Below are 24,870 nucleotides of genomic sequence, written 5' to 3' on the forward strand. Positions count from 1 at the left end.
CGCCGGTCTACACGGTATTTTCTCCGTCTCGTCGGATCGAGCGGGCGACGTATCGTGACATCGGGTTGCGTTTTATTGCGGCCAGTTTACATCCCGACCACGATACCATCGCGGTGTTCCGGCGATTGAACAAGGCGGCCGTCGAGGCGGCGTTCTTGCAAGTTCTGCTGCTGGCGCGAGAGGCTGGGCTGCTACGGCTCGGCACGGTGTCGATCGATGGCACCAAGATCGATGCTGACGCGTCAAAGATACGCTCGGTGCGCTACGACCGGATCAAGGCGCTGCGGGCAAAGCTCGCGACCGACATCGCAGGGCTGATGACGCAGGCCGAAGTGGACGACGCCGAGGGCTGCGATCCGCAGGCACTGCCAGAGGAGTTGGCACGGCGCGAAACGCTCAAGGCCAAGCTGGATTCTGCCTGTGCCCGCCTAAAAGCCGAAGCAAAGGCCGCGGCGGACGCCGCGCGACCGGCCTATGAGACGAAGAAAGCGGTCTATGATGCCAAGAAGGGCCGACGCGGCCGAGCGCCCAAACCACCCGACGAAAATCCCATGGTCGTGCTTCGCTGCGTTCAGATTTGTTCGCTAGATGCTGTGCTCGAGGGCGGCTGTTCCTCCATTTCGGAATTTGCTTCTCCACGAGCAATGTAGAAGTCCAACATCTCTGCCTCGCTCAGTCGCCGTTTATGACGCGGAACTTCGCTGCCTATGAGATTTATATAAGAGCTGCGCGGAAAGAATATACATTTTGTATGTTAGAATTCGATATCGATCGGAGGGACGACCGGAGAATTGCCGTGCTGGCGCTTGCTTCCAACGGCACAGCGCCTGACAAATTTGATCTCGATCTTCTGCATCGTGAGCTGGGGCATCTTCTGGTTGACCATGATCAGTCGCGCTGAGCCTGACGCACCCCCCCCCCAGAAAACGTGGGTGCCTACCTCAAGAACGTGAGCGCTGACGCCGTAAAGCAGCAAGCTGACGATCAACACGCGAGAAGGAAACTTATTGCGTGTTGATCACGCTCTTGCGCCGCGTATGTTGGTTTTGATCTTCGTCAACACACGAGGGTCCTTATCGCGTGTTGATGCCAATCACCTAGAATTCTCGCGCAAGCAGAATGCCGCCAACGATCAACCATGCCCCAAACGAATCGAATAACGTCCATTTCTATTCTATGTCGCTTGGCCCAGAACTGCGCCGGTTTTCGGTTTATGCAATGCGCTTAGTTAGTTAGTTAGTCAAAAGTAACCGGGTTTGGCTTGGGCAGGAGGATCAGCCGCGATAGCCGATCACCGCCTCAACCAGCGTCTGACCTCAAGTTTCTAAGTCGGCAGAGCCGTCGAACCTCGCCGCGATCATCCGGGTGAAAACGAGATCTCTTACCGCTACGTGTGTCCTGAGACCTTTCGCTGGTTATCCCTCTACCGCCGACCTCTCTATGCGCCACGTTAAGCTTGACGCCATCTGTCGATCAAACTAATGGTTCTTTGGCCCAACCAAGAAAATGTCCGGCTCGTTGGGTGGAGAGATACTGAAGGTGTCAGCGACTAGCCGCTTTGAGACCATGAGGTCGCAGGCCGCGTGCGCCCGAACGATAGGTAACCTGGTAAGACGGCCCCCGGCGGCTAAGAATAACCTCAGGTTAAGGAAGATCTATTGAAGGCTCGCCGAGTAAACAATCGGCCAGAACAAAAGGATGACGTACTTCCCATCAGCCCAGTGCGGCGGCAAGGTCATACTGATCACATGGTCTCGTCCATCATGTCTATGATTGAACAAGGAATCCTAAAGGAAGGGGATGCATTGCCCCCAGAGCGCGAACTCGCGCAACGATTCGAGGTCGGACGGAATACGCTCCGTGAAGCCATAAAAGTTCTAGAGATTTTCGGCGTGGTGAGACGCGCCCCCCGGCTGGGTACAGTTATCCAGCATGCCAATCTAGACGCCATTTTGGGCATCGCCTTCGCAGGAGTTCAGATCACCCCGACAGTCTTCGAGGACATTCAGGGTTTTCGGAAACTTATCGAGCTTGGCATTGCGAGTACAGTCGTTGAGCGGGCATCAGACGAGGATTTCAGGGGGCTTCGCGTTCTCATAAAGAGAATGGAAGCGACAGGAGACCTTCGGGAGCAGGCACGTTGGGACTACGAGTTCCATCTGGCGATTGTCGAGATTTCCGGCAATGCAATCCTTTCACGCAGTTATCGTGTTCTTGCGGAACCGATGAAACGGCTAATGGAGATAGGAAAAGGTACGCATGGAACGAGCGCAGCCATAGAGCAACACATCAACATTCTTGCGGCGCTCGAGGCCCGTGCTCTTAAAGTTTATGTTGAACGGCTTGCAGCGCACATGGACTTTGGACGGCGCTTTTTGAGAGGCACGACCTAACGACGAACCGTCGGCGCTGGCTAGGGGCGACAATGAAAATCGGGCTCGGGCTCTACCGACATCTTCTGACGCCGGATAACTCTACCTTTGCAAAGCAGCTGGGTGTCGAGCAGATTGTCGTCCATCTGGAGAACTACCTTGCCGACGAGGCTATGGTAGTGCTTTATTAAAACATAATCGACTCTTCGGGAGGTATACTTTGAAACGACGGGAGTTTCTGACTGCCACGGCGGCAGTTTGCGCATTGGGCAAGCTATCGTCAGCCTCGGCTGCAACTTCGAATTTCGGTTCGATCAACTGGAAGCAACAGTCCGGCACCAAGTTGAATGTGTTCATGGCACGGCACCCTTGGCAGGAGGCCATTGAACCCGAGATTGATCAATTCCGTGGTTTGACAGGCATCAACGTCCAGTTGAGCGAATTGCCGGAGGACCAATACGCAACAAAAGTCGCCGCGGACTTATCGGCCGGCGTTTTCGAATATGATGTCTTCATGTCTCAGTATTACGACGCGCCGCGCTACGAGGCGGCGAAGTGGACTGCGGCGCTTGATCCGCTAATGAACGACCCGAAGCTGACCGACAAGAACTGGTATGACTGGCAGGACTTTTTCCCCGGAGCTCGGCAGATTGCCACTATCGGCGGCAAATACGCCGATCGTGTCGCCATTACAGCTGAAGCTCAGATCCTTATCTATCGCAAGGACGTGCTCGCCAAGCTGGGAATCGCGCCGCCGTTAGATTTCAATGATCTGCTCGCCGCCGCCGATAAAATTGGCAAGGCGGGAAACATCAGCGGAATAACACTACGAGGGGGGACCTATGCCTGGTGGCCATTCTATGGCGTCGTGAAGTCCTATGGCGGAGACTTCTTGACCCCTGACTTGAAGCCAGTGATCGACTCATCACAGGACATCGAAGCGCTTCAAATGTATGCGGATCTCGCCAAGGACGCGCCACAAGGCGTCACGAGTTATGACTGGGATGAAATAAACACGGCGATGCTCTCTGGCCAAGCTGCCATGTTCCTGGATTCATCCGTCATTTATAGCCGTATCAAAGACCCTACGCTGTCTACCGTCTCGAATGAAATCGGCGCCGCACCCTTTCCGACCGGGCCGGCGGGACGGCACGGGAGCTCGCATTATTGGTCGCTCTCAATGGCAGCCGCTTCGAAGCAGCAAGACGCGGGATGGCTCTTCATTCAATGGGCAACGTCAAAGCCCGTGCAGGCGCTTCTGCAGAGTAAGGGCGTTTTGGCGCCGCGCGCCTCGGTCTATGGCACATCAGACGCGAGCAAGATGTATGCGGCCGACTTTTTGGACGCCGTGAAGATCTCCCTGACAAGCGCCGTGATTCTTCCCGCGAATGCAAAGTTCTTTGAGTTGATGGACCCCCTGCGTGTCGCCATCCAGCAGGTAATTACCGGCGACAGTACTGCCGCTACGAGCCTCAAATCGGTCGAGTCACAGTGGCAAAAGATCTTAGCCTGAAGATGACGACGAGCGCTTCGGAACCTCGTGAGCGGAGCGTTGCCCAGTTCTTCCGGCCGAGGCATTTCGCGCGTCATCGTAGCTCCGCGTCGCGCGACATGCGCCGCTTTGCCCTGATCCTTACGCTGCCACTGACGGTCGTGCTACTCGCACTCCTGATCTACCCCCTGATTTACACAATCATACTTGCTTTTACCTCGGACAAAGGGGGCGCCAGCCTCGGCAACTTCATTGCGATCGTTACAGCCAGCGGATTTGCCCAAGTAGTTACTAACACGCTCATCTTCACCTGCGCTTCGACCGCTATTAGTTTCCTGTTTGGCTTTTCACTGGCATATGCGATGGAGTTTGTGGGCGCCGGACGCCGCTTCTTTTCTTCGATCCTGATTCTGCCCATGGCCTTGATGCCGGTTGTCTCTGGCCTGACCTGGAGCATGATGCTCAACCCCGCCCTCGGCGTCGTCAACGCCCTGTTACGCGTGGTGGGCGTGCATGGACCGGGTTGGGCGACCCAGGCCGATACGGCGCTTGCCACTGTCATCCTCATAGATGCCTGGCAATGGACGCCCTTCTGCTTCCTCATCATCCATGCAGGCTTTCAGTCCCTGGCTCGTGAGCCGCTCGAGGCCGCGCTGATCGATGGCGCCACGCGATGGCAGACATTGCGCATGGTTATCATTCCCCTTCTGCGCAACATTCTTCTTGTCACCCTGCTGTTCCGCATGATGGATGCCTTCAAAGCGTTCGACACGATTTTTGTTGTCACCAAGGGCGGACCTGGGCGCGCGACAGAAACGCTTGTCATAAGAGCGTTTATGCAGGCCTTCCAGTTCTATGAGCCGCGGACCACAGCTGCCATCGGCGTGCTCCTGTTGATAGCGACGATGCTTGCCACCCGCCGCATCGGGGACCTTATCGGCCAAGAGGTCGAATAATGCATTCCACCCCCTTCGCAAGGCTGGTGGCGTATACTTGGCTGTGGCTATGCACCTTGGTATTTTTGTCACCGATTGCGTGGATGGTTCTGCAGTCGCTCAAGACGCCCATAGAAGCGATTGCTTTCCCACCTCGCTTCATCTTTTCACCGACGCTCGCGAATTACGGCGCGGTATTAAGTTCGGATGGGTTCCGCAGTGCCCTACTTGGCAGTCTCATCATCGGCATGGGAAGCGTCGCGATAGCTCTCGCGACTGGCGTCCCTTTCGCCTATGCGCTTGCCCGATGCGATTTCCCGGGCCGTAAGGAGCTGGGGCATTTCATTCTCTCAACCAAGATGCTGCCGGCCATTGTCATCATTGTCCCATTCATCCAGGTCTATCGCCACATCGGTCTGCTGGACACTTATGTCGGCGTCGTCATAGCACACGTTCTTCTCTCCCTCGCGGTTGTCGTCTGGGTTATGCGAGGCTTCTTTCAAGCCTTGCCGCGCGAGCTGGAGGAGGCTGCGGTCATTGATGGGGCATCCCGCCTGCGGGCCTTCGGGGTCATCATTCTGCCGCTCGCGGTCCCGGGCCTCATCACGGTCGCGGCACTTGGTTTCATCCTGTCATGGAATGACCTATTCTTCGCGCTCACTCTGACCAGTCTGAATGTCACGACACTTCCCGCTTTCTTAGGGACACAATATGTCGGCTTCCTCGCGGTCGACTGGGGAAAACTGTCCGCGGCGGGGTTGCTCGCGACGCTGCCCATCATGTTGCTAGCCGTCGGGCTTCAGCGCTTCTTGATCAGGGGTCTCGCGTTGGGCGCCGTAAAATAAGCAATGCGCCCGCGCCCCGATTTTTCGTTGAAGAGCGTGAGCGTCCGGCTGGGCGCCGTATGCAACAGAGACGGGGGGACTGGGATGACTATGCCGACTCAACGGAAAGTGGCCGATTTCCATCGTCCAAAGGGGCGGCCTCCGGCACGATCGACGGCGCTGAAAATTAAGATCTGTTACAAATCGCTTACGCGGACTTTCGTCATCGTAGTCGGCCGCAAATGCCGTTGACAACCTTTCTTACCATGATAGTGCTCCACCGAGCTTGGCCGCAGAACCGAGCAAGTGGGGCCTATTTGAACTGTCTTAGAGCCATTCGCTGTCTTTCGAGTTTCCTGATGATCCGCGTGACGAGAACGCGGAGGCTGCCATGCCTGGCGTGACCATTGAAGGCTTGCAAAAGTGGTATGGCGGTTCGCAGGTGATCCGAGATCTGCACCTCACGATTCCGGATGGCGCCTTCGTCGCTTTAGTGGGTCCCTCCGGGTGCGGCAAGTCGACTACGCTTCGTATGATCGCGGGCCTCGAGATGCCCTCGGGCGGACGCATCTACATCGGATCCGAGGATGTCACGGCGCGGCCACCCGCGAAGCGCGGTGTCGCCATGGTGTTTCAAAGCTACGCCCTCTATCCGCATATGACTGTGCGCGACAATCTCGAGTTTGGCCTGCGCGTAGCCGGAGCAAAGCTGGCGGATCGCGTCCGGCGCGTGACGGCGGCAGCCGAGATGCTGCATTTGTCGGATCTGATGGAGCGGCGCCCTTCGCAGCTCTCCGGCGGCCAACGCCAGCGAGTAGCGATCGGCCGCGCTCTCGTACGCGAACCGAGCGTCTTCCTGTTTGACGAGCCACTGTCCAACCTCGATGCGCAGCTGCGTGCCGCCATGCGCATTGAGATCAAGCGCTTGCATCAGACCTTGCGCACCACCGTGATTTTCGTCACGCATGACCAGACCGAAGCGATGACGATGGCCGATACTATTGTCGTCATGCGCGACGGGAACCTCGAGCAGATTGGCTCGCCACTGGAAGTGTTTGAGCGCCCTGCCAATCGCTTTGTGGCCGGATTCATTGGCGCGCCCTCGATGCGCATGTTCGACGGTCGGGTCGAACAGGATAGGATGGTCCTGGCCGACGGCACTGCGCTGCAGCTGCCCGGCCACGTCGCCCATCTCGCGGAGGGGACGGAGGTCACCATGGGTCTGCGGCCGGAGGACCTCGTTGTGGAAGGACACGGCACTCTACCGGTTCGTCCCTGTTTCTTCGAAGCGCCGGTATTGCTCACCGAGCCGCTTGGCAATGAGACGCTCATCGTCATGCCCTTCGCGGAGAGTGAGGCTGTGGCGCGGATGTATCGCCCGCGCCCGGTCGCGCCGGGCGAGGTGCTCCGCTTCGCCGTCGATCTCGATCGTATTCACGTCTTCGATCAGAAGAGCGGAGAGTCGTTGCGCCGTGCGTCCGCTCCCGGTCAAACTTAACAATGAAGCTGGATGGGACCCAATGAAACGTAGGGATGTCTTGGCGGCCTTCGCCGCTGCCGCGCTTGCCGGCCAATTCCGCCAAGGCTTAGCCGCGACGGACCTGAAGCTCTATCATGACAAATACTTCTGGCAAGATTTCCTAAAGAAAATGGCGACCTTCGCTGCGAGCAAGGGCCACCCTTTCACGCCCACACCCTATGCCACTGATCAGTATCAGGCCTTCATCGCGAGCGGCGTGCAGGCCGGAAGCCCACCCGACATGTTTAGTTGGTGGAACGGCACCAAGCTCGCTGAACTCGTCGAGGCCAATGCCTTGGCGCCACTCGACGACGTCTGGCATGAAGCGATCTCCTCTGGTGAAGCGGAACAGTCGGTCGCCGATCTCCTCACGGTTGATGGCCACGTCTATGGTGTGCCGCTTACGGTCAATTATTGGGGTGTGGCGTATAACAAAGCCCTCTTCGCGAAGGCAGGTGTCACTGTGCCCACGAGTTGGGACGAACTGATGACAATTTCCGCGAAGCTGAAGGCGAGCGGCATCACCCCCTTCAACGCTACGATACAAGACGGCTGGCGCGGGTTCATCTGGTTCGAGGAGTTACTGATCCGCACGGATCCGGATGCCTATGCACAGCTAAATGCCGGTAAGATCGGCTATACGAGTGCCCCCGTGAAGCGGGTCTTCGCTCTCTGGGGTGAGTTATATCAACGCGGCTTCTTTACGCCCGCAACCTCTAACGAGGAATTCCTCGATTTCGCCCGTGGCAAGGCCGCTATGTATCTTATCGGCGACTGGGCCTACGCCAATCTGATGCAGGATGGCCTGCAGCCGGGCAAAGATTTTGACGCCTTCATTATGCCGAATGTGGAAAAGAGCCTACAGCCGTCGATCATTATCGAGGCGTCGCCCCTTGTCATCTCCCGCGCAGGAGCGAAGAAGGACGATGTCATGAGCTTCGCCCGGTGGTGGATGACGCCGGAGGCAGGTGTGGCCTGGGGGCAATACGCGTCGCTCAACACCGGCGATCCCAAAGTGCCCAAGCCCAATCCCGTGGTCGCGAGCCTCACGAACGCGGTGACGGCGACGCATGCGAAGCTTATCACCCGGTACTGGGAAGCCTCCCCATCGGACATTGTTTTGCCCGCGGTCGAGCAGTTCAACAAGTTCATGGTCAATCCTACCCCGGCTGTCGCCGAGCAATGCATGAACAGTATCGAACACACCGCGAAGGACTATTGGGCGAATAATAAGTGAGCGGAATTCCTGCACTTCCGGCGCTTCCCCCCCGCGGAGCCGCTGCCCGCCGCCCGGTACGGCTGACAGCGGAAGAGCGCGCGGTCCGCCGCCGGGACTACTTCTCCGCCATCCTCTTCATGGCGCCGGCACTCCTGCTCGTCAGCATCTTTCTTCTTGCGCCCGTCGTCTACAACATCCTTATCTCCTTCACCGGATGGTCGCATTTCAAAGGCTTCAACCGGTTCGTCGGCTTGGCGAATTATCGGCATGCGATCAACAATCCGGATTTCTCTGCGGCCGCCTCAAACACGGTTGTCTGGGTCATCGCCTCCCTCGTATTGCCGGTCCTGATCGGCCTGGGTTTGGCTGTGCTCCTGCGCGGGCTGAAGGGGGAAGAGTTCCTCAAGACGATCTTCTTCCTGCCACGCCTCGTCGCCCCCACGGCGATCGGCGCCATCTGGTATTACGTCTATGCCGACAATGGGGTCGTCAACACCATCCTCAAGCAGGTGGGCGCCGGACGTTTCGCGGAGTCTTGGCTCTACCAAGCCTCGACCGCAACCCCAGCCATGATCATCGCCTATGTCTGGCAAACGACCGGTCTTGTCATGGTGCTTCTCCTTTTGGGCCTAGCTGCACTGCCGCGTGATCCGATTGAAGCGGCGACAGTGGAGGGCGCATCCCGCTGGCAAATCTTCCGCCACATCGTCCTGCCTATGCTGATGCCGACGGTGCTGGTGGTGACGACCATCTCTATTATAGCCGGCTTTACGACCTTTGATCTTGTCTGGGTCATGGGGCGCGACTATCCTAATCCGTCAAGCCTAACGCTCGCCATCCACCAATACTGGGAGTCTTTCCGTTCTGGCCACTGGGCCTATGGCGCTGCCATAGCCGTGCTGCTAGGTGGCATTGCCCTCATCGTTACCTTGTTGCAGGTGATCCTGCAGCAGCGCGTGGAGAGCCGCATCCGATGAGTGTTGCCGGCTCCTCCCGCCGCTTTGCGCTCGCCGGAGCGGCCACGCTCGCCGTCTTGTGGCTCGTGCCCTTTTATTATGCGGTTTCCACAATCTGCAAGTCTACGGCCCAATACCTTTCCGGCACACCGCTCTCCCTACCGCCGTCTCTCTCGTCATTGCCAGGCAATATCGAAGCTGCCTGGGCGCAGACGCAGATGGGCCAGGGCATGTTGAACTCGCTCGGCTATGGCGTGCTTGGCGCGGGCGGAGCCGTGCTTGCCGCGGCGTCGGCGGCTTACGCGCTCGCCCGGATTGTGTTTCCTGCGCGCACCACCTGGTTCATGGTGATCTTCGCGGGCACCGTGTTCCCTTTCCAGATCTACCTCATTCCGCTGTTCCAGGGCTATGCACGTTTCGGTTTACTCAATACGCGCCTCGGCCTTCTGATGGCCTATATGGCGATCTGCGTGCCCTTCCCCACCCTCGTCCTTAGAAACCACATGGGCCAGATTCCGCGGGATCTCGACGAGGCAGCTCGAATGGACGGCTGCTCGCATTTCCGCATCTTCCGCTCGATCATCCTGCCAAACAGTACCGGCCCGCTCATCGCGCTCTTTCTCCTGCAATTCACATGGATCTGGAACGATCTCATCTTCTCGATGGTTTTGACGACGGAGACGGCGCAACGGTCGGTGATGAATGCGCTCATGGTCTTTCAGGGAAATTATGCCGGAACCACACCCAATCTCGTGATCACCGCTTCAGTCTTGGCCAGCCTCCCGACCGTCGCGGTGTTCCTGCTGCTGCGCCGTTACTTCATGCAAGGCCTGTCGCTCAGCGTGCATGCCTGATCGCTGGCGCCACGGAGGATCGTGATTGCAACAGGAAAAGCGCGGGGAGTAGAATGCTCTTAGAAAGAGCGGATTGTGGTGCGCTTACTGGCGCATCCTTCCCGGCAAAGGCACGACGTATGGTCGTCTTTAGGGAGAGTTTCGGCTATGTCGGATACGGATTTGGAGGGTGCTTCCTCGCGTGCCGCAAGGAAGCGTGAGCGGCGGGATCATTGGCGGCCGGGGACGCTGCTGCGGCAGGCAGAAGTTCTGGTCTGGCCGCCGCGGCCAAGGGCGGCGCTGAAGGTCTTCTTCGGCTTTCCTGGCTACATCTTGCCGTGGAACCTGCTCTATCTGCTCATAGCCGCGTTTACCTGGTTCTGCCTCACGCCGAACCTTGCGACGATGCGTCATCTGCAGCTCTCCTGGATGGCACTGATCCTGGCGCGCAATGCGGGCCTCCTATTTCTGATCGCAGGAAGCTGGCACCTCCGTCTCTACATCCAGAAGGCGCAGGGGCAGGAGTTCAAATACCATCCGCGCTGGCCGGCGAAAGGCACCAACATTTTCCTGTTCAACAACCAGGTTCTCGACAATATCTTCTGGACCTTCATCAGTGCCGTGCCGATTTGGACGGCCTATGAGATTATCACTTTCTGGGGCGAGGCGAACGGCTGGCTCCCCTATCTCAGCTGGCAGAGGCATCCGGTCTGGTTCGTGTTGCTCTTTCTCGCCATTCCCATGTGGCGCGATGTGCACTTCTATGTGACTCACCGTATGATCCATTGGCCGCCGCTTTACCGCGCTGTTCACAGCCTGCACCACAACAACGTCAATATCGGTCCCTGGTCGGGCCTCGCGATGCATCCGGTGGAACACCTACTCTATTACTCCGCGGTGCTGCTTCACTGGGTGGTGCCGTCGCATCCGATGCACGTCATCTTCGAGCTTCAGCATTTAAGCTTTGCCCCCGCGCAGGGCCATGTCGGTTTTGAACGGGTCGTCCTACGCGACGGCGTTACCGTGAAGACCGATGACTATTACCACTACCTTCACCACAAATACTTCGAGGTGAACTACGGTAGTGCCGGCGTCATCCCTACCGATCTCCTCTTCGGGACATTTCATGACGGGTCGGACGAGGCGACGGAAAGAATGAACCGCCGCATCTTGCCGAATATGAAATCATAGTCACAACGGGGAGAAGGGCATAAGGAGGAGAACCTCGAGACGCCCGAAAATAATAGACATCCGCGCCACGACTGTCACAGTCCCGCTCGAGGCTCCTTTGCGTCATTCCAATGGAGCCCACTGGGGCCGCTTCGTACGCACGATCCTCGAGGTTGAGACCGACACAGGCCTCATCGGACTCGGTGAAATGGGCGGCGGCGGCGAGAGTGCTGAGGCCGCGTTTGTGGCTGAAGGCCTACCTGGTCGGACATGACTCGTTTCAGCTCGAAGCAATGCGCTTCAATAACAAAATCGACAGCAAGTCTCTATAACAGCCGCACGCAATTGCATGCTGCCCTCGAATTCGGTTTATCGACATTATCGGGCAGACGCTCGGCGTGCCCGCCTACGACATTCTCGGCGGCAAGGTCCGGGATACCGTTCCATTTGCCAGTTACATGTTCTTCCGCCTGCCGAATCAGGGCAGTGGCGATCGCGAAGTTCGAACGGCGGATCAGCTGATCTCCGACACTCTAGCTTTGAAAAGGCGATGCGGGTTCACCTCGCACGAGCTGAAGGGCGCGGTGTTTCCGCCGGACTACGAATTAGAAGTGTATAGGGCGTGGGCTAAGGCTCTCGGTCCAGATAGCGTGCGGTACGATCCCAACGCTGCGTTCAGTGTTGAACAGGCTCTGCGCTTTGGTCGGGCGATCGAGGACCTAAACAATGACTACTACGAGGACCCTGCCTGGGGCTTAGCGGCATGCGCCGAGTGCGAGAGGGCGTCCGCATTCCTATTGCGACCAACACGGTCGTGGTGAATTCCGAGCAGGTTTCCGCGAAGTTTTTAATCCAGCAGTCGACGTTATCCTGCTTGATACGACGTTCGCCGCTGTTAGGTGGTGGTGGAGCCTACAAAATTCGGTGCCATGTTGAGGCTTTCTGATCAAGAGGGAGATGATGGGTCGCATCCTGGTCACCGGCGCGAGTATCGCCGGTAATGCCGTCGCTTGGTGGCTGAGGCGTTTCGGCTTTAACGTGACTGTGGTGGAGCGTGCGCCGGCGTTCCGCGATGGCGGTCAGAATGTCGACGTGCGCGGGTCCGGGCGCGAAGTTCTGCGGCGCATGGGACTGGAACGAGCAGCACTCGATGCCGGCACCGGCGAGGAAGGTATTGCCTGGGTCGACGAGCATGGTCGGATAGCGGCGAAGGTCGTCGCCGAACCGGGCGCGGACGGGCCGACCGCAGAGATGGAGATACTGCGTGGTGATCTTGCCCGGCTGCTTTACGAGCCCGCGAGCCGGCATTGCATCTACGGTTCGGCGAATGGTTGGCGGCGTCACTCCGCGTGAAGACGAACGAAGAATGCTGCATTGATCGCCAACGCGACCGGGCTCGAGCCCGATATCTGCGGAATGCATCGACCGGCAGCCACCTTTAACGAATTCGCACAGCGTGTTACCCAAATTCTCGACAGCCGCGAACATGGCGGCATCCTTAGTCGCACCGGTGTCGTCGAACGTATCATCCCGGCCGAAGGCCCCCACGTCCAGCCTGTCTGGTTCTTCGTCGTAGTGCGAATTCGGAATGAACTGCAGCGGGTGTTTATGAATTCAATGTCTGGTCTCGGCAACCTGGTGGACGAGAGGAGTCCGCTCGGTAGCGCAGCTGGCGCTCATTTACCTCCATCGCCGACAGGAAAGTCGACGGTCGGCATTTTTTATACGCCTTATCATTACGTGGCGATCCAGGCGCCGATCTCTATTACCATGGCAGTCATAGATCGGCAGGTGACCATAGCCCCTCTGACAAACGGCAAGCGCTACGCCGACGTCATGGCGCTCACGAAGAAGGATCTTCTCGAGGGTGAGGTCATCGACGAGATCGGCGGCCTCTGCGTCGCGGGGCGTGTGGAAAAGGCGCGCATCGTGAGTCGAGGCAACTTTCTTCTCTTCGCCCTGGCGCGAGGTGCCTCAATGAAACGAGCCGTCTCGAAGGCGAGCACCTCACCTATGACGATGTGGTGCTCGATCTCGCGAATGACCGCCTCGTGGCACTCCGCCGTGAAAAGGAGGTCCTGTTTCCCCCGGCCTTACAGAGCCGAGATGAGGAGTAAGCCTCTGGTGCGAGCGCTCATTGTGCATAAGAGACCAGCTACCCTGCCTGCTACTAACGGATGGACGAGGCCGAAAGGCCGCTCCTCCCTCGCTCCATCAACACACGAGAAGGGACCTATCACGTATTGATTATGGAATGTCGAACGATCAAGAGTGTTGATGTGGCCTCCTAGGGCTCCGGGGGAGAGGGTTAGCGATGTAACGTGAGTCCTGGTTGGTTGGGTGAGTGGCATAGTCGAGCCGAGGTCAACAGGCTGCATCCTGTTGGAGCCGGGTGTCCCGTACCCTGCTGTTGTGGGCAGAGGTGCGAGATGGTCGCTTCTCGACCACTTACCCAAAAGTAAAGCTGTCGGCGTCCAGGACAAGTTTCCTTCCTACCGAAGAAATGTCGCACCACCTGGGCGCCGATCCTCCCCGACGCCCGCGAGACCTACCCGCTGACGACAAGCACCTTGGAGCAATTGAAGGGGTTTTTGCTTGTCATCATGTCGGCTTGATCACCCGGCCCAAGGCGCTGCCGAGACCTATCGCAACGGGTCGCGCAAGGTAGAGCAGGCCGAAGACCGCAGCCGCGCCGACTTTCAACCATGCGGGATAGGTATCTGAGGGATGATCGGTCATGCCAACATGATAGCCCTTAGCAAGGCTTGAGGCACCCACAGCGGTGGCAGGCCGTTATGCTAGGGTCTCGGCGTCGCAGTGCAGCCAAAAGATTCATGATTACAACGAACTAGTGGATTTCCGAAAGCAAACAGAGGCGAGGCATTCGGATTTTGTTGGAGCCGCAGCGATGCACGGGAGGACATGCACATTGCGCGATCGAGGATTTTGCGGAACTTGTCGCCGAGGTCGTCCATGATGCCCTTACCACCCCGCTTGCTCGGGATGACCGAAATGGCCTTACGATCTCCGCGTCCAACTTCGCGAAGCGCGCGTCTAGCGCAAGCCTCCGCCGCCGCATGCCGCTCGTTCGCGAGGAGATTGTTGGCGATCCGCTAGCGCCTCCACCCTCTCGGAAGAAGGCCTATGAAGGCGTCCATTTGTCCCCCAGAATGGCTTGATGAGCCGTAATTTCCTAATCTACGGCGCGCTGGCTGTCGCAATTATTTTCGAGGTCTTAGGAACTTCGTTTTTAAAACAGACGCAGCAGTTCACGAAGATACTGCCGACGTTTTTGACGGCAATCAGCTATCTTGCGGCCTGCTATTTTCTAACGATCCCGATCAAGACGATGCCCATCGGTATCGCTTATGCGATCTGGAGCGGACTTGGCATCGTGCTGATCTCGTTTGTCGGCCTGATCTTTTACAAGCAAAACCTTGACGCCGCCGCCCTAATCGGCCTTGGTCTCATCTTGGCGGGCGTGATCGTGGTCAACGTCTTCTCAAAGTCCATTGAGCACTGAAGAGGCTTTCCGAGGTCGTGAGGCAGCGATCCACGGTGATGCCCACGCGGCTGTTGGTGCACCGCATGGCAATTCGCTACGGCCCCAATGCGGATGGGGTATGGTATTGGAGTTGTTGCCGAGCCGATGGGCCGGCTTTGCCGATCGAGCGCTATCGCTGTGTCTCGGCGTCATCGGATCTGGCCGGGCCCAGGTCTGATGACGGCCGGCGCCGTGCGTCCGGCGGTGCAGACTGCGGCGGGTGCTTAGGCCTCGTTAGTCGATCATCTGGCTGGGTCAATGCCCAATGGATGAGCGCGGCACTGGAAGGGTCCTGGCGTACAAACTGCTGGCCAGTGTCTGGTCTGGACCAGCTCCGCCGAAGATTCGAGAAAAGTCGCGAAGCCCGAACGGCGCTGCTTCGCCGACCAAGTAGCTGCAGCGAGTCTCGAACGGCTATCGAAGCCAGGACTTGCGGAAACGCGTGGCTAAACCGACAGCGGAGGAAAAGTCGGCAATGTCGTCGAACAGCCGACGTTGATCCCCATTGATATCGCCTAACTTCCACGGAGCAGCTAACAATATGCAGGCCGAGTAAAGCTCAATCCACTGTCTGTCACTTGAACTTCTGAGGCCATCTGGGGCAAATGTTACGTCTCAAAGATTCTAAGGATTGTCGATCATGTCAAAAGCCTTCATTGCTTCCGTGTTGCAGGACTCTGCTGAGCTTACCGGCGTCGCTGCAAATCGGGCGGCAGCCGACCTCATAGATGCCATTGTCAAAGAGCTGAAGACATCGGGTGGCTTTACCCTGCCGAGCTTCGGCACGTTTCGCGTCGCCAAAACGAAGGCCCGCAAGGCGCTCAACCCGCGCACCGGCGAGCCCGTCAAAGTCAAAGCCGGCAAAACCGTTAGGTTCAAAGTCTCACCGTCGCTCAAGAAGCTGGTCTAGCGCCAGACTTTCCGGCCAGATTCTGCCTCCACGCTTCAGACCGTAGTCAGCCTTCCGTGCGAGGAGCCCCCTCCTCGACATGGCCTGCGTCGCTGACCGCTTCCCGGAAGCGGCCGATGGCGCAGCGCGGCACATCGCGTATTAGGAAGACGGCGCCATTTGGAATAGACGTCGACCAGGTGCTTGGCGATGTAATGCATCCTGGCTTCCCCGTCAGGAACCTAACGCCCCGACCTGGACGAGCACCACGCAGGTTCCTCAGCGACGCAGCGATCTCGCGTCCCACGAGATAGATTGGCGTCTCATGCGCTTCGAACACCGTGCGATAGGGCACGCGCTCGTCGACCGTGATTTGAAGGTCAACCGTGTCTTCCATGGCGGCAATATCGCCATCGACAGCCCAGATGTCCTGGCAGAGCGTGCGCAGCGCCTGCTCTGCTCCGAGAGGAAACACCCAGCCGGTTGCCGGGCCGAGCCACGCCCCTCCGGCCCGCCTTGCGCGATACGGTAGTGCCGGATGATAGGACGCCTCGAGATGCCTCCGGCCTTTGTGGAAGCCGTCATTGGCGATGGCTCTTGCCAAGACGAGGGTGATGTTTGCCCTGCGATGGTGATCGAGTTGTCTGGCGGAATTAAAATGGTGGTATCTGCATCGGCGCCTGCCAATTTGGTTGCGGCCGCATTGACGGCGCTACGATGATTCCGGTTCCGAGTGGCGTTCGAATTTGGATCGCAAGTGGACATGCCGATATGCGCAAAGGGATGGCGGGCCTTTCGCTGCTGGTGCAGGAACATTTCAAACGGGACCCGTTTGCGGGCGACGTCTTCTTTTTCCGTGGCCGCAGTGGTTCGCTCATCAAATGCTTATGGCACGATGGCGTTGGTACATCGCTTTATACAAAGCGCTTGGATCGGGGCCGCTTCATATGGCCCTCGGCATCCGACGGCGTGATTTCGCTGACCACATCGCAGGCTTCCTGTCTTCTGGAAGGCATCGACTGGCGTAATCCCCAGCAAAGCTGGCGCCCCAAATCTGCCGGTTAACAATCCTTCGCACACTCTGCTTCGAAGTACACAAGCACCCGGAGATATGCTTCTATTGGACCCATGGATGCTGAGTTCAACGACGGTCCGGATGACGTTGCGGCGCTGAGGCAGGCGCTGACGGCAGCCCGCGCCCAAGCATTGGCGGCAGAGCAGAAGCATCTCGATACCGTGGCCGAGCTGGCGGTGGCCAAGGCCATGACCTCCGACGATAAGGCTCTGATCGCGCATCAAGCCTTGAGGATCGCCAAGCTGGAGCGTCAGCTCTACGGGCCTCGCAAGGAGCGAGCGGCTCAGCTTCAAGATCAGATGGAATTCGCGCTCGAAGAATTGGAGGCAACTGCCACCGAGGATGAGATCGCGGCGGAGCTTGCTGTTGCCAAAAGCACGACCGTGGCGGCGTTCGTGCGCAAACGCCCCGAGGCACGGACGGCCTTTCCCGACCACCTGCCCAGAGAGCGCGTGGTGATCGACCCGCCGACAGCCTGCGCGTGCTGCGGTGGGAACCGGCTCCGCAGGCTCGGCGAAGACGTGACCCGTACGCTGGAATCCATTCCCCGGCAGTGGAAAGTCATCGAGACCGTGCGGGAGAAGTTCACGTGTCGTGATTGCGAGAAGGTCAGCCAGACACCCGCACCGTTCCATGTAATTCCCCGAGGATGGGCGAAGCTGGCCAAGGTTCCGCCGGCGCTAGCCGGTGGAATGTCAGCGGAGGGGGGCCCCAGCCTTCTGGCCATGATCCTGTATGAGAAGTTCGGCGCCCACCAACCCCTGAACCGGCTCTGTGAACGCTATGAATTAGAGGGCGTGCCAATTCCGTTATCGACCATGGCCGATGCTGTCGGCGCGGCCTGTCATGCCCTAGCTCCTATTTTGACTGCGCTGGAGCGCCACGTCTTCTCGGCCGAGCGGCTCCACGGCGATGATACGACTGTCCCTGTCCTCGCCGCCGGCAAGACCGATATCGCCCGATGTTGGGTGTATGTTGCCGACGACAAACCCTTCGGTGGGGCCAGTCCACCGGCGGCAATGTTCTACTATTCGAGGGATCGAACCGGCGACCACCCGCAGGCGCATCTCGCCCGGTGGTCAGGCATTTTCCAGGCTGACGCATTCTCCGGCTATGGCAAGCTTTATGCGCCAGACCGCAAACCCGGCCAGATCCAACAGGCTGGGTGTTGGAGCCATGCCCGGCGCCCATTCTTCATCAATGCGGATCTCCAGGAGACCGCTCGGCGCAAGGCGAAGGGCAAGAAGCCTGTTGTGGTGTCGCCCATGGCTCTTGAGGTGGTTCGCCAGATCGATGCCCTTTTCGAGATCGAGTGGGAGATCAACGGAGAAAGCACAGAGAATCGCCGCACCCTACGCCAGGAGCGGAGCTTGCCGCTCGTCGAGGCCCTCCGCGTCTATCTCGAGGAGAAGCGCGATAATTTTCCTCGCACCCACGACCTATACAAAGCCATCAACTACATGCTGAAGCGGTGGCCCGCATTCACGTTGTTCCTCGACGACGGCCGTGTTTGTCTGTCCAACAATGCCGCCGAGCGAGCGCTCAGAGGCATCGCTCTTGGACGCCGCTCATGGCTTTTCTGCGGATCCGATCGCGGTGGGCAGCGTGCGGCTGCCGTGTATAGCTTGATCGTCACCTGCAAGATGAACAGCGTCGATCCTCACGCCTGGCTGACTGATGTACTCGGCCGCATTGCCGCCCACCCAGCTTCGCGTATCAATGATCTGCTTCCTTGGAACTGGAAAACCTCGCGCAAAGAGGCATCCATCGCGGCCGCCGCCTGAACATGCAGCGCAACAAGGTTCACGCCGTCACCGTCATCGCTGCCGTCGCCCAGGAACTTGGCGTCGACGAAGATCTCTTGCATGAGATTTCCATCGGCCTGGACACTGAAGACGGTGTCATCTGGGTCTACGGTATCGGCGAGGACGCCATCATGGCCTTCACCGAGGATGGCGTTGAAGAGCTCAAAAACCTCCTCGAAATGCGCCGTGAAAACCCCGGCCTATTTGAGTAACCATCTTCGCCTGCGGCCCACGCCGAATGGCTACCCTAATCCCCACGCACCTGCCTAAGCACGTGCTGGACAAGGACCAACCGGTCCGTCCCGCTCGTCTCGCCCCCTACGACAAGCTCAAGGAGCAGACCGATGCCGACGAATGAGGACCTGCGCCAGCGGGCAGAGCGCCTGCGCCTCTATGGCCTTCTTGCCCACTGGGCCGAGGCTCGCGACGCCGGCTGGGCGGCTAGTCTGCTCGACTGGGAGGAGAGCGAACGGGCTCGTCGCAGCCTCGAACGGCGTCTCAAGGACGCCAGGATCGGCCGGTTTAAACCTCTCGCCGACTTCGATTGGATATGGCCCACGCGATGCGATCGCGCCGCCATCGACGCCCTCATGGGCCTCGACTTCTTCAAGGACGCAGGCAACGCTGTCGTCGTCGGTCCAAACGGCGTCGGCAAGTCCACGATCGCGCGCAACATCGCCCACCAGGCGGTTCTGCAGGGCCACACTGTCCTGTTCACCAGTGCCGGCCAGTTGCTCGGGGATCTGGCGGCGATCGACAGCGCCTCCGCCCTTCGACGTCGCCTCGGCCACTATGCCGCTCCAGCGCTTCTAGTCATCGACGAGGTTGGCTATCTCTCCTATTCCAACCGCCACGCCGATATGCTGTTCGAACTGATCAACCGGCGATACGAGACAAAGAGCACCCTGGTCACCACCAACCGACCGTTCTCCGACTGGCACGAGGTCTTCCCAGGCGCCGCCTGCATCGTCTCCCTGGTCGATCGCCTCGTGCACAACGCAGAAGTCATCGCCATCGACGGCGACTCTTACCGCCTCAAGGAAGCCACCGAACGTGCCGATCAGCGCGCGCGTCAGCGCCGGGCACCAACCTCGTGACGACCAGCTACCGAGCCAGCTTACAACTTGACTAGATCGAGATCTCCAATCCTTGCCGCCCGGATCGCCCCTGCCTCATCGAACTGATCAAAAGTCTCGAGACCAGACCTGATTCCGATACAGGCTCCACATCCAGGATGAGTTCCAGACCCAACTCGAATCCGCACGCGCCAACGCTCGACTTCTGTCATGCCAATCTGCGCGGAAACATCTCCGTCATGCTCAAACCTGAAGCGCCTCGCCGCCGAATATGGCCGGATCTTCGCCGCCGCTAACACCGCCCGACGCTATCCCCTTGATGCGGCGGCGTCGGTGAGGCCGGAGGCCGCGGCGCTTGACCGCCTGCGGACAGTTCACGATCGCATCGCGGCGGCATTTGGCCAAGACTGCTTCGCCCACCGCCCTCCCCCGCCGCGCGTTTCGGCGCCGCGGAAAATCCCTTCGGCACTATCGCCCTTGCGCTGTGTTGACCGACAACCATGCCCAAGGCGCTGACGGCAGGGCACTTTTGCCGCAGCCAATCAGCGTCTTGTGGCATCAAGCCGGGATCAAGATTTCAGATCTCGTTCTTGCTCATGCTGTCGGCAATATGGTCGGCCTGGCGGATGGCCAGGGTAACGATGGTCAGCGTCGGGTTGCACCCAGCGCTGCTGGTGAACTGGCTGCCATCCGAGACGAAGAGATTGGGAATATCGTGGGTCTGACCCCATTTATTGACAACGCCGTCACGCGCCCGAGCACTCATGCGGCTCGTGCCGAGGTTGTGAGTGGATGGATAGGGAGGCGTCCGCAAAACGCGGGTGGCGCCCACTGCCTCGTAGACACTGCTCCCCTGTTTAAAGCCGTGCTCACGCATTGCGGCGTCGTTGGGATGGTCGTCGTAGTGCACGCTAGCCACGGGTAGTCCGAACTTGTCCTTGGCGGTTCCGTCCAGTGTCACGCGATTGGTCTCCTGAGGCATGTCCTCGCCGACAATCCAAATGCCGGCCGTGTTCGGATAATCATCCATCAGCGAGGTAAAGCCGCGACCCCAGGCACCGGGATTGTAGAAAGCGGCCGCGAAGGGAACACCCAGCGAGATCGTCTCCATCTCGTACCCTCCGAAGAAGCCGCGTGAGGGATCGTTTCGCTGCTCGTCGCGGATGATTCCGGCCATCGTTGTGCCACGATACATATGCACTGGCTTGTCGAAGATGCCGTAAACACTGCCCGTCGTGTGCCGCATGTAGTTGCGGCCGACCTGGCCGGAGGAATTGGCCAAGCCATCCGGGAACATCGCCGTGGCGCTGTTCAGCAGCAGGCGCGGCGTCTCCAGCGAATTGCCCGCGATCGCGACCACCCTCGCCTTCTGGCGATGGTGAGTGCCATTGGCATCAGCGTAGACCACTCCGGAGGCCTTGCCGCTGGCGTCGTGCTCCACCTGCAGCACCATGCTGTCCGGGCGCACTTCGATGTTGCCGGTCTTCTCGGCAGCCGGGATTTCCGTATAGAGGGTCGACCATTTTGCGCCGGATTTGCAGCCTTCGAAGCAGAAGCCGATCTGCTGGCAGGCGCCACGACCATGGCGCGGCTGGCTGTTGATCGCCATCCGCCCGGTGCTGACATCCTTGTAGCCGACCGCGCGAGCCCCGGCCTCCATCACCTTGTAGTTGTTGTTACCTGGAAGACCAGGGATGCCATTGGTCCGCGTCACGCCCATCTTGTCCTCGGCGCGCGCGTAATAGGGTTCCAGGTCCTGCAAAGTAATCGGCCAGTCGAGAAGATTGGCGCCCTGCAGCCCGCCATAAGTCGACTTCGCGCGGAACTCGTCATCCCGGAAGCGCAGGGACGCGCCCGCCCAATGGACGCTGGTGCCGCCGACCGCTTTCACGATCCAAGCGGGAAGGTTGGGAAAATCCTGCGCCACGCGCCAGTTGCCCGACGTTGTCCGCATGTCTTTCCACGCGAGTTGGGTAAAGGCGTCCCATTCGTTGTTGACGAAATCGGGAATCTCGATCCGCGATCCCGCCTCGAGAATGACGGCCTTGACGCCCTTTTGCGCAAGCTCGTTGCCCAGAGTTCCGCCACCCGAGCCTGAGCCGATGATGACGACGACGCTGCCGTCGTTGAGGTCGAATGCCATGATTGTATGCCTTGACTATCGCTGTGCTTGAAATCGGGTCGCCCGCACGTCAAACGGCCGGCAGCCAGTCGATGTCGTTGAAGCCGCGATGGAGGTAACCACCGAATTCGGACGAGGATCCCTCGTAGCCAAAGCGGTGCCAGATTTCAGGCTGGTTGTAGAGCGACACGACCAAACCACCCCGGACATGGCCAAAGAATGGCGTAAGCTCGATCCCGGTCAGCAACACAACCCGGTCGCTCTCTTCGGGCACGTCGATATAGGCTGTCTTGAAGCGGTCCTGCGCGTCGCCGTTGAGACGGGCGACACCGTCCTCATACATGAGCCGCATCGCATCGTCGGCCTGGGCCTTCGCATCGAAAGGGGTGACGGCCGCGACGTAGAAGCGGTCAGGGATTTGGTCATGCGGGTAAATGTCCCGCGCCATATGGGCGAGGGTGACGAGTGTCGCCTGTTTCAGCGCCTTCGCATCATCCGCCCAGGCAGCCCCCGCCGTTCCCACACCCGCCGCCAAGACTGCGGCAGCGGGCACCGCCGAGGCGGCACCGCGCAGGAACAGACGACGATCAATTTGCAGCCGCTTCTCGACTTGTCTCATTGGACTTCCCCTGGCCTTTCCGCCCGCCGTCTTTGCAGCGGCGCGGCACGTTGATCCTCGCCCGGTCTTGCGAGGGGCGCCTATTCGAAGCGCCCGCCCCTTTGCAGAACCTCGATCTTGTACCCGTCCCCGTCCGCGACGAAAAAGAACCGCGCGAATTCAACACCTTCGAGAGGCATGGTCTTGAGCGGCTGGGGCGACAGACCCTCGCTCACCATGCGCGCGTGTTCCGCCTCGACATCCTCGACCGAGACGGCAAGATGGCCATAGCCATCTCCCAGTTGGTAGGGCTCCGTCCGGTCGGCGTTGACCGTGAGTTCAAGCTCGAAGGTCTGTTCGTCGTTGCGTAGGTAGATCAAGGTGAAGCCATCGAAGGGGTAACGGTTGGCGACGCGCAGTCCCAGTGCCTTCGCGTAGAAGGCCACGGAGGCCGTTTCGTCGCGAACGCGGATCATAGAATGAATCATCCGTGCCACTGCCGCGCTCCTCGCTTACTTTTGTGTTTCAAGATAGACGATGATCGCATGTCGGACGGCAGGCTTGGCCTGGCTGTACATCATGATCGCGTTGGGGATGACAGCCTGGGGATTGGTCAGCCAAGCATCGAGATGCGGCTCATTCCACACAAAATCCGCCTTAGCGAAGCCCGGCGAGTAGGCGAAGCCCTTGTTGCTGCCTGCCTTACGCCCGACGACGCCAAACAGGTTGGGACCTTGGCCCGGTGGCGCGCCCTGCGCGATGGTATGACAGGCGGCACATTGATTGCGGAATAGGGTCGCGCCATTCGGCGTGGTCGGGGCCATGGTCGGCAGATCCATCTGCGCGCGTGCGTCGGACGGAGATAGCGCCAGCGCGGCTGCCAAGCCGGCCGCGCTCAAGACGCCCGCGCGGGCTCTGGCCTTACGGGCGGCTGCGCGGCGGAATGGCAGGCTACCAGGCGACTCAACTCTCATGAAGCCGAGCCTAAACGCACGGCCAGGCGCCTAGGTAGTATCCGGCTATGTACTGGCCACCATTTCGTGGATTCTTTTACTCCCAAGGACCTGGGCGTCGTACAGCTCCAGATTCCTCAGGTATTTCAGGCAGGTGACCCTGAGATAGGAGGCGAAGTTAGCCACCTTGCCGTGCCGCTCCAGGACCTCGTCGTGAAGGATCGTTAGGAATTGTGCGAGGCTCAGCCCCTCATGCTCGGCGATCTCTCTGAGGATCGACCAGAAGGCGCTCTCGAGGCGTATCGAGGTCAAATGGCCATGAAGGCGGATCGGCTTGGTCTCGGCCCGATAGGTTTGTGGATCCTGGGTTTTGAATAGATGACACATGGATGCTCCTCCGCTTCTCGACGTTTTTGTGCAGGATACCGGCACCGGCACCCCGCGATTCTTGTCGTGCAAGAAGGCGCCGAAACGCGAAGAGTGGCAACTCGGTAAGGGGATCGCCGCTCGTGGCGACGAGGGCGGTTGCAAACCGTTAAAACAGAGTCGCCAAACGACACGGCGCAGCGCTTTACCCGTGCCTGAGCCGCCGCGTCCTGCTGGTCAGCGCGGAGATCAACGGGGCGACGCGGCCCCCTGAGCGCGAACATCCCGGGCCCTCCGACGATCGTACACCAACGGATCGTCGGAGGTCGCGACAGCGCCGACTGTTTCCGGGACGGCGCCACACGCTGGGTAGCTGGAGCGATTGTGGTCTCAGTTCATTGAACTACCCAGCCGCCCCGCTTGGCATGATCCGCCGCGCGATTTTATGCGCCGCTGATTGCCTCCTCTTCGCGCATGATTTCATGCTGACGATCACGGATCGCGGAATCAGTCGTCGGCGGCCCAGGGAAACGCCGCTTATCGAAGCCGAACCAACCACCCAACAGTAGAACGAGAATGCCTATAAAGTCGCTGATCAGGATGGCGGTTGAAGGCTGTAGTCCGACCCCGACGATGAAGACGCCACCGAGAACTGCGATCACACCCAAAGGCCTTGACAAGATACCCAGCCGGAAAGGTCCGTAGGTCCTAGACGTGGCAACATCGTTATAGGGGCTCGAGAATATACGTCTGCACTTTTCCCGTTTCTGCAATTGAGGTCGGCGGGCTTCGAGATCCGGTTGCTTCCATTCCAAAACGGAGCCGTCAAGGCCGATCAGTTTGCGGTAGCGGCGGATGAGCACACCCGCCTGATCGCGGTCTCTGCGGTTCAGTCCGCCTCCGGCTATCGGGTGGACATAGCCGCTTTGCGTGAAGTCGCTAGTCATTTCGGCGCCTTGCTTTACGTAGACGGTGCGCAGCTGTGCGGCGCGTTAGCTCTTGACTGTAGATCGGCGTGGAAGTTTGGGCTCTGACTCACTTTTGATGGATGTTGGGCTTACGCGGAGCCCATAACGCGCGCCTGAAGGAGATCTAGCTTTCCGCGGCCATACATCTGGCGTT

The 24,870-nt window shown here is 59.2% G+C and carries 28 protein-coding genes and 1 pseudogene; 21 read left to right on the forward strand and 8 right to left on the reverse strand.

The annotated features are described in order from the left end of the window. From GSQ83_RS21730 to GSQ83_RS21795, 14 genes and pseudogenes are all read left to right on the forward strand, one after another. Positions 1 to 551, forward strand: a pseudogene (locus GSQ83_RS21730) (transposase); the annotation flags it as partial. 1,212 nt (positions 552 to 1,763) lie between these two features. Continuing rightward, positions 1,764 to 2,393, forward strand: coding sequence for a FadR/GntR family transcriptional regulator (locus GSQ83_RS21735; RefSeq protein ID WP_158804974.1), 630 nt, complete (start codon positions 1,764 to 1,766; stop codon positions 2,391 to 2,393). A gap of 32 nt (positions 2,394 to 2,425) precedes the next feature. Further along, positions 2,426 to 2,563, forward strand: coding sequence for a hypothetical protein (locus GSQ83_RS21740; protein ID WP_158804975.1), 138 nt, complete (start codon positions 2,426 to 2,428; stop codon positions 2,561 to 2,563). 29 nt (positions 2,564 to 2,592) lie between these two features. After that, positions 2,593 to 3,885: an ABC transporter substrate-binding protein gene (locus GSQ83_RS21745; RefSeq protein ID WP_158804976.1), complete on the forward strand. Its 1,293-nt coding sequence runs from the start codon at positions 2,593 to 2,595 to the stop codon at positions 3,883 to 3,885. Further along, the gene (locus tag GSQ83_RS21750) at positions 3,864 to 4,820 is read left to right on the forward strand and encodes a carbohydrate ABC transporter permease (RefSeq protein WP_158804977.1); all 957 of its coding nucleotides are present in this window, start codon (positions 3,864 to 3,866) and stop codon (positions 4,818 to 4,820) included. Before GSQ83_RS21745 ends, GSQ83_RS21750 begins: the two co-directional genes overlap by 22 nt. Before the next feature lie 83 nt (positions 4,821 to 4,903). Further along, positions 4,904 to 5,644: a carbohydrate ABC transporter permease gene (locus GSQ83_RS21755; RefSeq protein WP_158804978.1), complete on the forward strand. Its 741-nt coding sequence runs from the start codon at positions 4,904 to 4,906 to the stop codon at positions 5,642 to 5,644. Between the two features lie 370 nt (positions 5,645 to 6,014). Next, positions 6,015 to 7,121 carry an ABC transporter ATP-binding protein gene (locus tag GSQ83_RS21760; protein WP_158804979.1) on the forward strand — a complete coding sequence of 369 codons (1,107 nt, stop codon included), beginning with the start codon at positions 6,015 to 6,017 and terminating at the stop codon, positions 7,119 to 7,121. A 22-nt stretch (positions 7,122 to 7,143) separates the two neighbouring features. Continuing rightward, positions 7,144 to 8,379, forward strand: a complete 1,236-nt coding sequence (locus tag GSQ83_RS21765; protein WP_158804980.1) for an ABC transporter substrate-binding protein — start codon at positions 7,144 to 7,146, stop codon at positions 8,377 to 8,379. Further along, positions 8,376 to 9,338: a carbohydrate ABC transporter permease gene (locus GSQ83_RS21770; protein WP_158804981.1), complete on the forward strand. Its 963-nt coding sequence runs from the start codon at positions 8,376 to 8,378 to the stop codon at positions 9,336 to 9,338. Before GSQ83_RS21765 ends, GSQ83_RS21770 begins: the two co-directional genes overlap by 4 nt. Continuing rightward, on the forward strand, positions 9,335 to 10,171 hold the full coding sequence (locus GSQ83_RS21775; protein ID WP_158804982.1) for a carbohydrate ABC transporter permease: 837 nt from the start codon (positions 9,335 to 9,337) through the stop codon (positions 10,169 to 10,171). Before GSQ83_RS21770 ends, GSQ83_RS21775 begins: the two co-directional genes overlap by 4 nt. Before the next feature lie 147 nt (positions 10,172 to 10,318). Further along, complete coding sequence (locus GSQ83_RS21780) at positions 10,319 to 11,341, forward strand: sterol desaturase family protein (protein ID WP_158804983.1); 1,023 nt, start codon at positions 10,319 to 10,321, stop codon at positions 11,339 to 11,341. Between the two features lie 377 nt (positions 11,342 to 11,718). Further along, positions 11,719 to 12,141 (forward strand): enolase C-terminal domain-like protein, encoded by a 423-nt coding sequence (locus GSQ83_RS30085; protein WP_216850474.1) that lies wholly within the window; start codon positions 11,719 to 11,721, stop codon positions 12,139 to 12,141. 136 nt (positions 12,142 to 12,277) lie between these two features. Then, positions 12,278 to 12,673: an FAD-dependent monooxygenase gene (locus tag GSQ83_RS21790; protein WP_216850476.1), complete on the forward strand. Its 396-nt coding sequence runs from the start codon at positions 12,278 to 12,280 to the stop codon at positions 12,671 to 12,673. 21 nt (positions 12,674 to 12,694) lie between these two features. After that, positions 12,695 to 13,567, forward strand: coding sequence for a hypothetical protein (locus GSQ83_RS21795; protein ID WP_158804984.1), 873 nt, complete (start codon positions 12,695 to 12,697; stop codon positions 13,565 to 13,567). Positions 13,568 to 13,921: 354 nt separating this feature from the next. Here GSQ83_RS21795 and GSQ83_RS21800 read toward each other — a convergent pair whose 3' ends face one another. After that, positions 13,922 to 14,059 (reverse strand): hypothetical protein, encoded by a 138-nt coding sequence (locus tag GSQ83_RS21800; RefSeq protein WP_158804985.1) that lies wholly within the window; start codon positions 14,057 to 14,059, stop codon positions 13,922 to 13,924. A gap of 439 nt (positions 14,060 to 14,498) precedes the next feature. Between GSQ83_RS21800 and GSQ83_RS21805 the strand changes: the two genes are divergently transcribed. Then, entirely contained in the window at positions 14,499 to 14,843 is a 345-nt protein-coding gene (locus tag GSQ83_RS21805; protein ID WP_158804986.1) for a multidrug efflux SMR transporter, read from the forward strand. A 661-nt stretch (positions 14,844 to 15,504) separates the two neighbouring features. Next, complete coding sequence (locus GSQ83_RS21810; RefSeq protein WP_158803407.1) at positions 15,505 to 15,774, forward strand: HU family DNA-binding protein; 270 nt, start codon at positions 15,505 to 15,507, stop codon at positions 15,772 to 15,774. 46 nt (positions 15,775 to 15,820) lie between these two features. Here the strand turns inward: GSQ83_RS21810 and GSQ83_RS21815 are convergent, their stop codons facing one another. Then, complete coding sequence (locus GSQ83_RS21815) at positions 15,821 to 16,357, reverse strand: hypothetical protein (RefSeq protein ID WP_158804987.1); 537 nt, start codon at positions 16,355 to 16,357, stop codon at positions 15,821 to 15,823. A 113-nt stretch (positions 16,358 to 16,470) separates the two neighbouring features. On the opposite strand from GSQ83_RS21815, the gene tnpB reads away from it, so the two are divergent. From tnpB to GSQ83_RS21835, 4 genes are all read left to right on the forward strand, one after another. Next, positions 16,471 to 16,818 (forward strand): IS66 family insertion sequence element accessory protein TnpB, encoded by a 348-nt coding sequence (gene tnpB / locus GSQ83_RS21820; protein WP_158804988.1) that lies wholly within the window; start codon positions 16,471 to 16,473, stop codon positions 16,816 to 16,818. 63 nt (positions 16,819 to 16,881) lie between these two features. Beyond that, positions 16,882 to 18,612 carry an IS66 family transposase gene (tnpC, locus tag GSQ83_RS21825; protein ID WP_158804989.1) on the forward strand — a complete coding sequence of 577 codons (1,731 nt, stop codon included), beginning with the start codon at positions 16,882 to 16,884 and terminating at the stop codon, positions 18,610 to 18,612. Next, entirely contained in the window at positions 18,561 to 18,845 is a 285-nt protein-coding gene (locus GSQ83_RS21830; protein ID WP_216850478.1) for a hypothetical protein, read from the forward strand. Before tnpC ends, GSQ83_RS21830 begins: the two co-directional genes overlap by 52 nt. 132 nt (positions 18,846 to 18,977) lie before the next feature. Next, positions 18,978 to 19,730 (forward strand): ATP-binding protein, encoded by a 753-nt coding sequence (locus GSQ83_RS21835; RefSeq protein WP_158804990.1) that lies wholly within the window; start codon positions 18,978 to 18,980, stop codon positions 19,728 to 19,730. Between the two features lie 556 nt (positions 19,731 to 20,286). Here the strand turns inward: GSQ83_RS21835 and GSQ83_RS21840 are convergent. The 6 genes from GSQ83_RS21840 to GSQ83_RS31475 all read right to left on the reverse strand — a co-directional run bounded on the left by GSQ83_RS21840 (position 20,287) and on the right by GSQ83_RS31475 (position 24,410). After that, the gene (locus tag GSQ83_RS21840; RefSeq protein ID WP_216850480.1) at positions 20,287 to 21,852 is read right to left on the reverse strand and encodes a GMC family oxidoreductase; all 1,566 of its coding nucleotides are present in this window, start codon (positions 21,850 to 21,852) and stop codon (positions 20,287 to 20,289) included. A gap of 49 nt (positions 21,853 to 21,901) precedes the next feature. After that, complete coding sequence (locus GSQ83_RS21845) at positions 21,902 to 22,450, reverse strand: gluconate 2-dehydrogenase subunit 3 family protein (protein WP_158804991.1); 549 nt, start codon at positions 22,448 to 22,450, stop codon at positions 21,902 to 21,904. Between the two features lie 80 nt (positions 22,451 to 22,530). Then, a complete protein-coding gene (locus GSQ83_RS21850) occupies positions 22,531 to 22,926 on the reverse strand; it encodes a VOC family protein (protein WP_158804992.1) in 396 nt (131 codons plus the stop codon). A 15-nt stretch (positions 22,927 to 22,941) separates the two neighbouring features. Beyond that, positions 22,942 to 23,328, reverse strand: coding sequence for a cytochrome c family protein (locus GSQ83_RS21855; RefSeq protein WP_216850482.1), 387 nt, complete (start codon positions 23,326 to 23,328; stop codon positions 22,942 to 22,944). A 120-nt stretch (positions 23,329 to 23,448) separates the two neighbouring features. Then, a complete protein-coding gene (locus GSQ83_RS21860) occupies positions 23,449 to 23,769 on the reverse strand; it encodes a ribbon-helix-helix domain-containing protein (protein ID WP_158804994.1) in 321 nt (106 codons plus the stop codon). Between the two features lie 422 nt (positions 23,770 to 24,191). Further along, positions 24,192 to 24,410 carry a hypothetical protein gene (locus GSQ83_RS31475; protein WP_371418050.1) on the reverse strand — a complete coding sequence of 73 codons (219 nt, stop codon included), beginning with the start codon at positions 24,408 to 24,410 and terminating at the stop codon, positions 24,192 to 24,194. Between the two features lie 111 nt (positions 24,411 to 24,521). Here GSQ83_RS31475 and GSQ83_RS31480 point away from each other — a divergent pair, with 111 nt between their 5' ends. Next, positions 24,522 to 24,782, forward strand: coding sequence for an aminotransferase class V-fold PLP-dependent enzyme (locus GSQ83_RS31480; protein WP_371418051.1), 261 nt, complete (start codon positions 24,522 to 24,524; stop codon positions 24,780 to 24,782). Positions 24,783 to 24,870 lie beyond the last annotated feature (88 nt).

Source organism: Acidisoma sp. L85 (assembly GCF_009765865.1).
Classification (GTDB): Bacteria; Pseudomonadota; Alphaproteobacteria; order Acetobacterales; family Acetobacteraceae; genus Acidisoma.

What these genes read in the sequence shown, in the direction of transcription:
- GSQ83_RS21735 (WP_158804974.1), top strand. Translation starts at nt 1,764, where the DNA reads ATGTCTATGATTGAACAAGGAATCCTAAAGGAAGGGGATGCATTGCCC.
- GSQ83_RS21740 (WP_158804975.1), top strand. Translation starts at nt 2,426, where the DNA reads ATGAAAATCGGGCTCGGGCTCTACCGACATCTTCTGACGCCGGATAAC.
- GSQ83_RS21755 (WP_158804978.1), top strand. Translation starts at nt 4,904, where the DNA reads ATGGTTCTGCAGTCGCTCAAGACGCCCATAGAAGCGATTGCTTTCCCA.
- GSQ83_RS21760 (WP_158804979.1), top strand. Translation starts at nt 6,015, where the DNA reads ATGCCTGGCGTGACCATTGAAGGCTTGCAAAAGTGGTATGGCGGTTCG.
- GSQ83_RS21765 (WP_158804980.1), top strand. Translation starts at nt 7,144, where the DNA reads ATGAAACGTAGGGATGTCTTGGCGGCCTTCGCCGCTGCCGCGCTTGCC.
- GSQ83_RS21775 (WP_158804982.1), top strand. Translation starts at nt 9,335, where the DNA reads ATGAGTGTTGCCGGCTCCTCCCGCCGCTTTGCGCTCGCCGGAGCGGCC.
- GSQ83_RS21780 (WP_158804983.1), top strand. Translation starts at nt 10,319, where the DNA reads ATGTCGGATACGGATTTGGAGGGTGCTTCCTCGCGTGCCGCAAGGAAG.
- GSQ83_RS21790 (WP_216850476.1), top strand. Translation starts at nt 12,278, where the DNA reads ATGATGGGTCGCATCCTGGTCACCGGCGCGAGTATCGCCGGTAATGCC.
- GSQ83_RS21800 (WP_158804985.1), bottom strand. Translation starts at nt 14,059, where the DNA reads ATGACCGATCATCCCTCAGATACCTATCCCGCATGGTTGAAAGTCGGC.
- GSQ83_RS21805 (WP_158804986.1), top strand. Translation starts at nt 14,499, where the DNA reads ATGAGCCGTAATTTCCTAATCTACGGCGCGCTGGCTGTCGCAATTATT.
- GSQ83_RS21810 (WP_158803407.1), top strand. Translation starts at nt 15,505, where the DNA reads ATGTCAAAAGCCTTCATTGCTTCCGTGTTGCAGGACTCTGCTGAGCTT.
- tnpB (WP_158804988.1), top strand. Translation starts at nt 16,471, where the DNA reads ATGATTCCGGTTCCGAGTGGCGTTCGAATTTGGATCGCAAGTGGACAT.
- tnpC (WP_158804989.1), top strand. Translation starts at nt 16,882, where the DNA reads ATGGATGCTGAGTTCAACGACGGTCCGGATGACGTTGCGGCGCTGAGG.
- GSQ83_RS21835 (WP_158804990.1), top strand. Translation starts at nt 18,978, where the DNA reads ATGCCGACGAATGAGGACCTGCGCCAGCGGGCAGAGCGCCTGCGCCTC.
- GSQ83_RS21840 (WP_216850480.1), bottom strand. Translation starts at nt 21,852, where the DNA reads ATGGCATTCGACCTCAACGACGGCAGCGTCGTCGTCATCATCGGCTCA.
- GSQ83_RS21845 (WP_158804991.1), bottom strand. Translation starts at nt 22,450, where the DNA reads ATGAGACAAGTCGAGAAGCGGCTGCAAATTGATCGTCGTCTGTTCCTG.
- GSQ83_RS21860 (WP_158804994.1), bottom strand. Translation starts at nt 23,769, where the DNA reads ATGTGTCATCTATTCAAAACCCAGGATCCACAAACCTATCGGGCCGAG.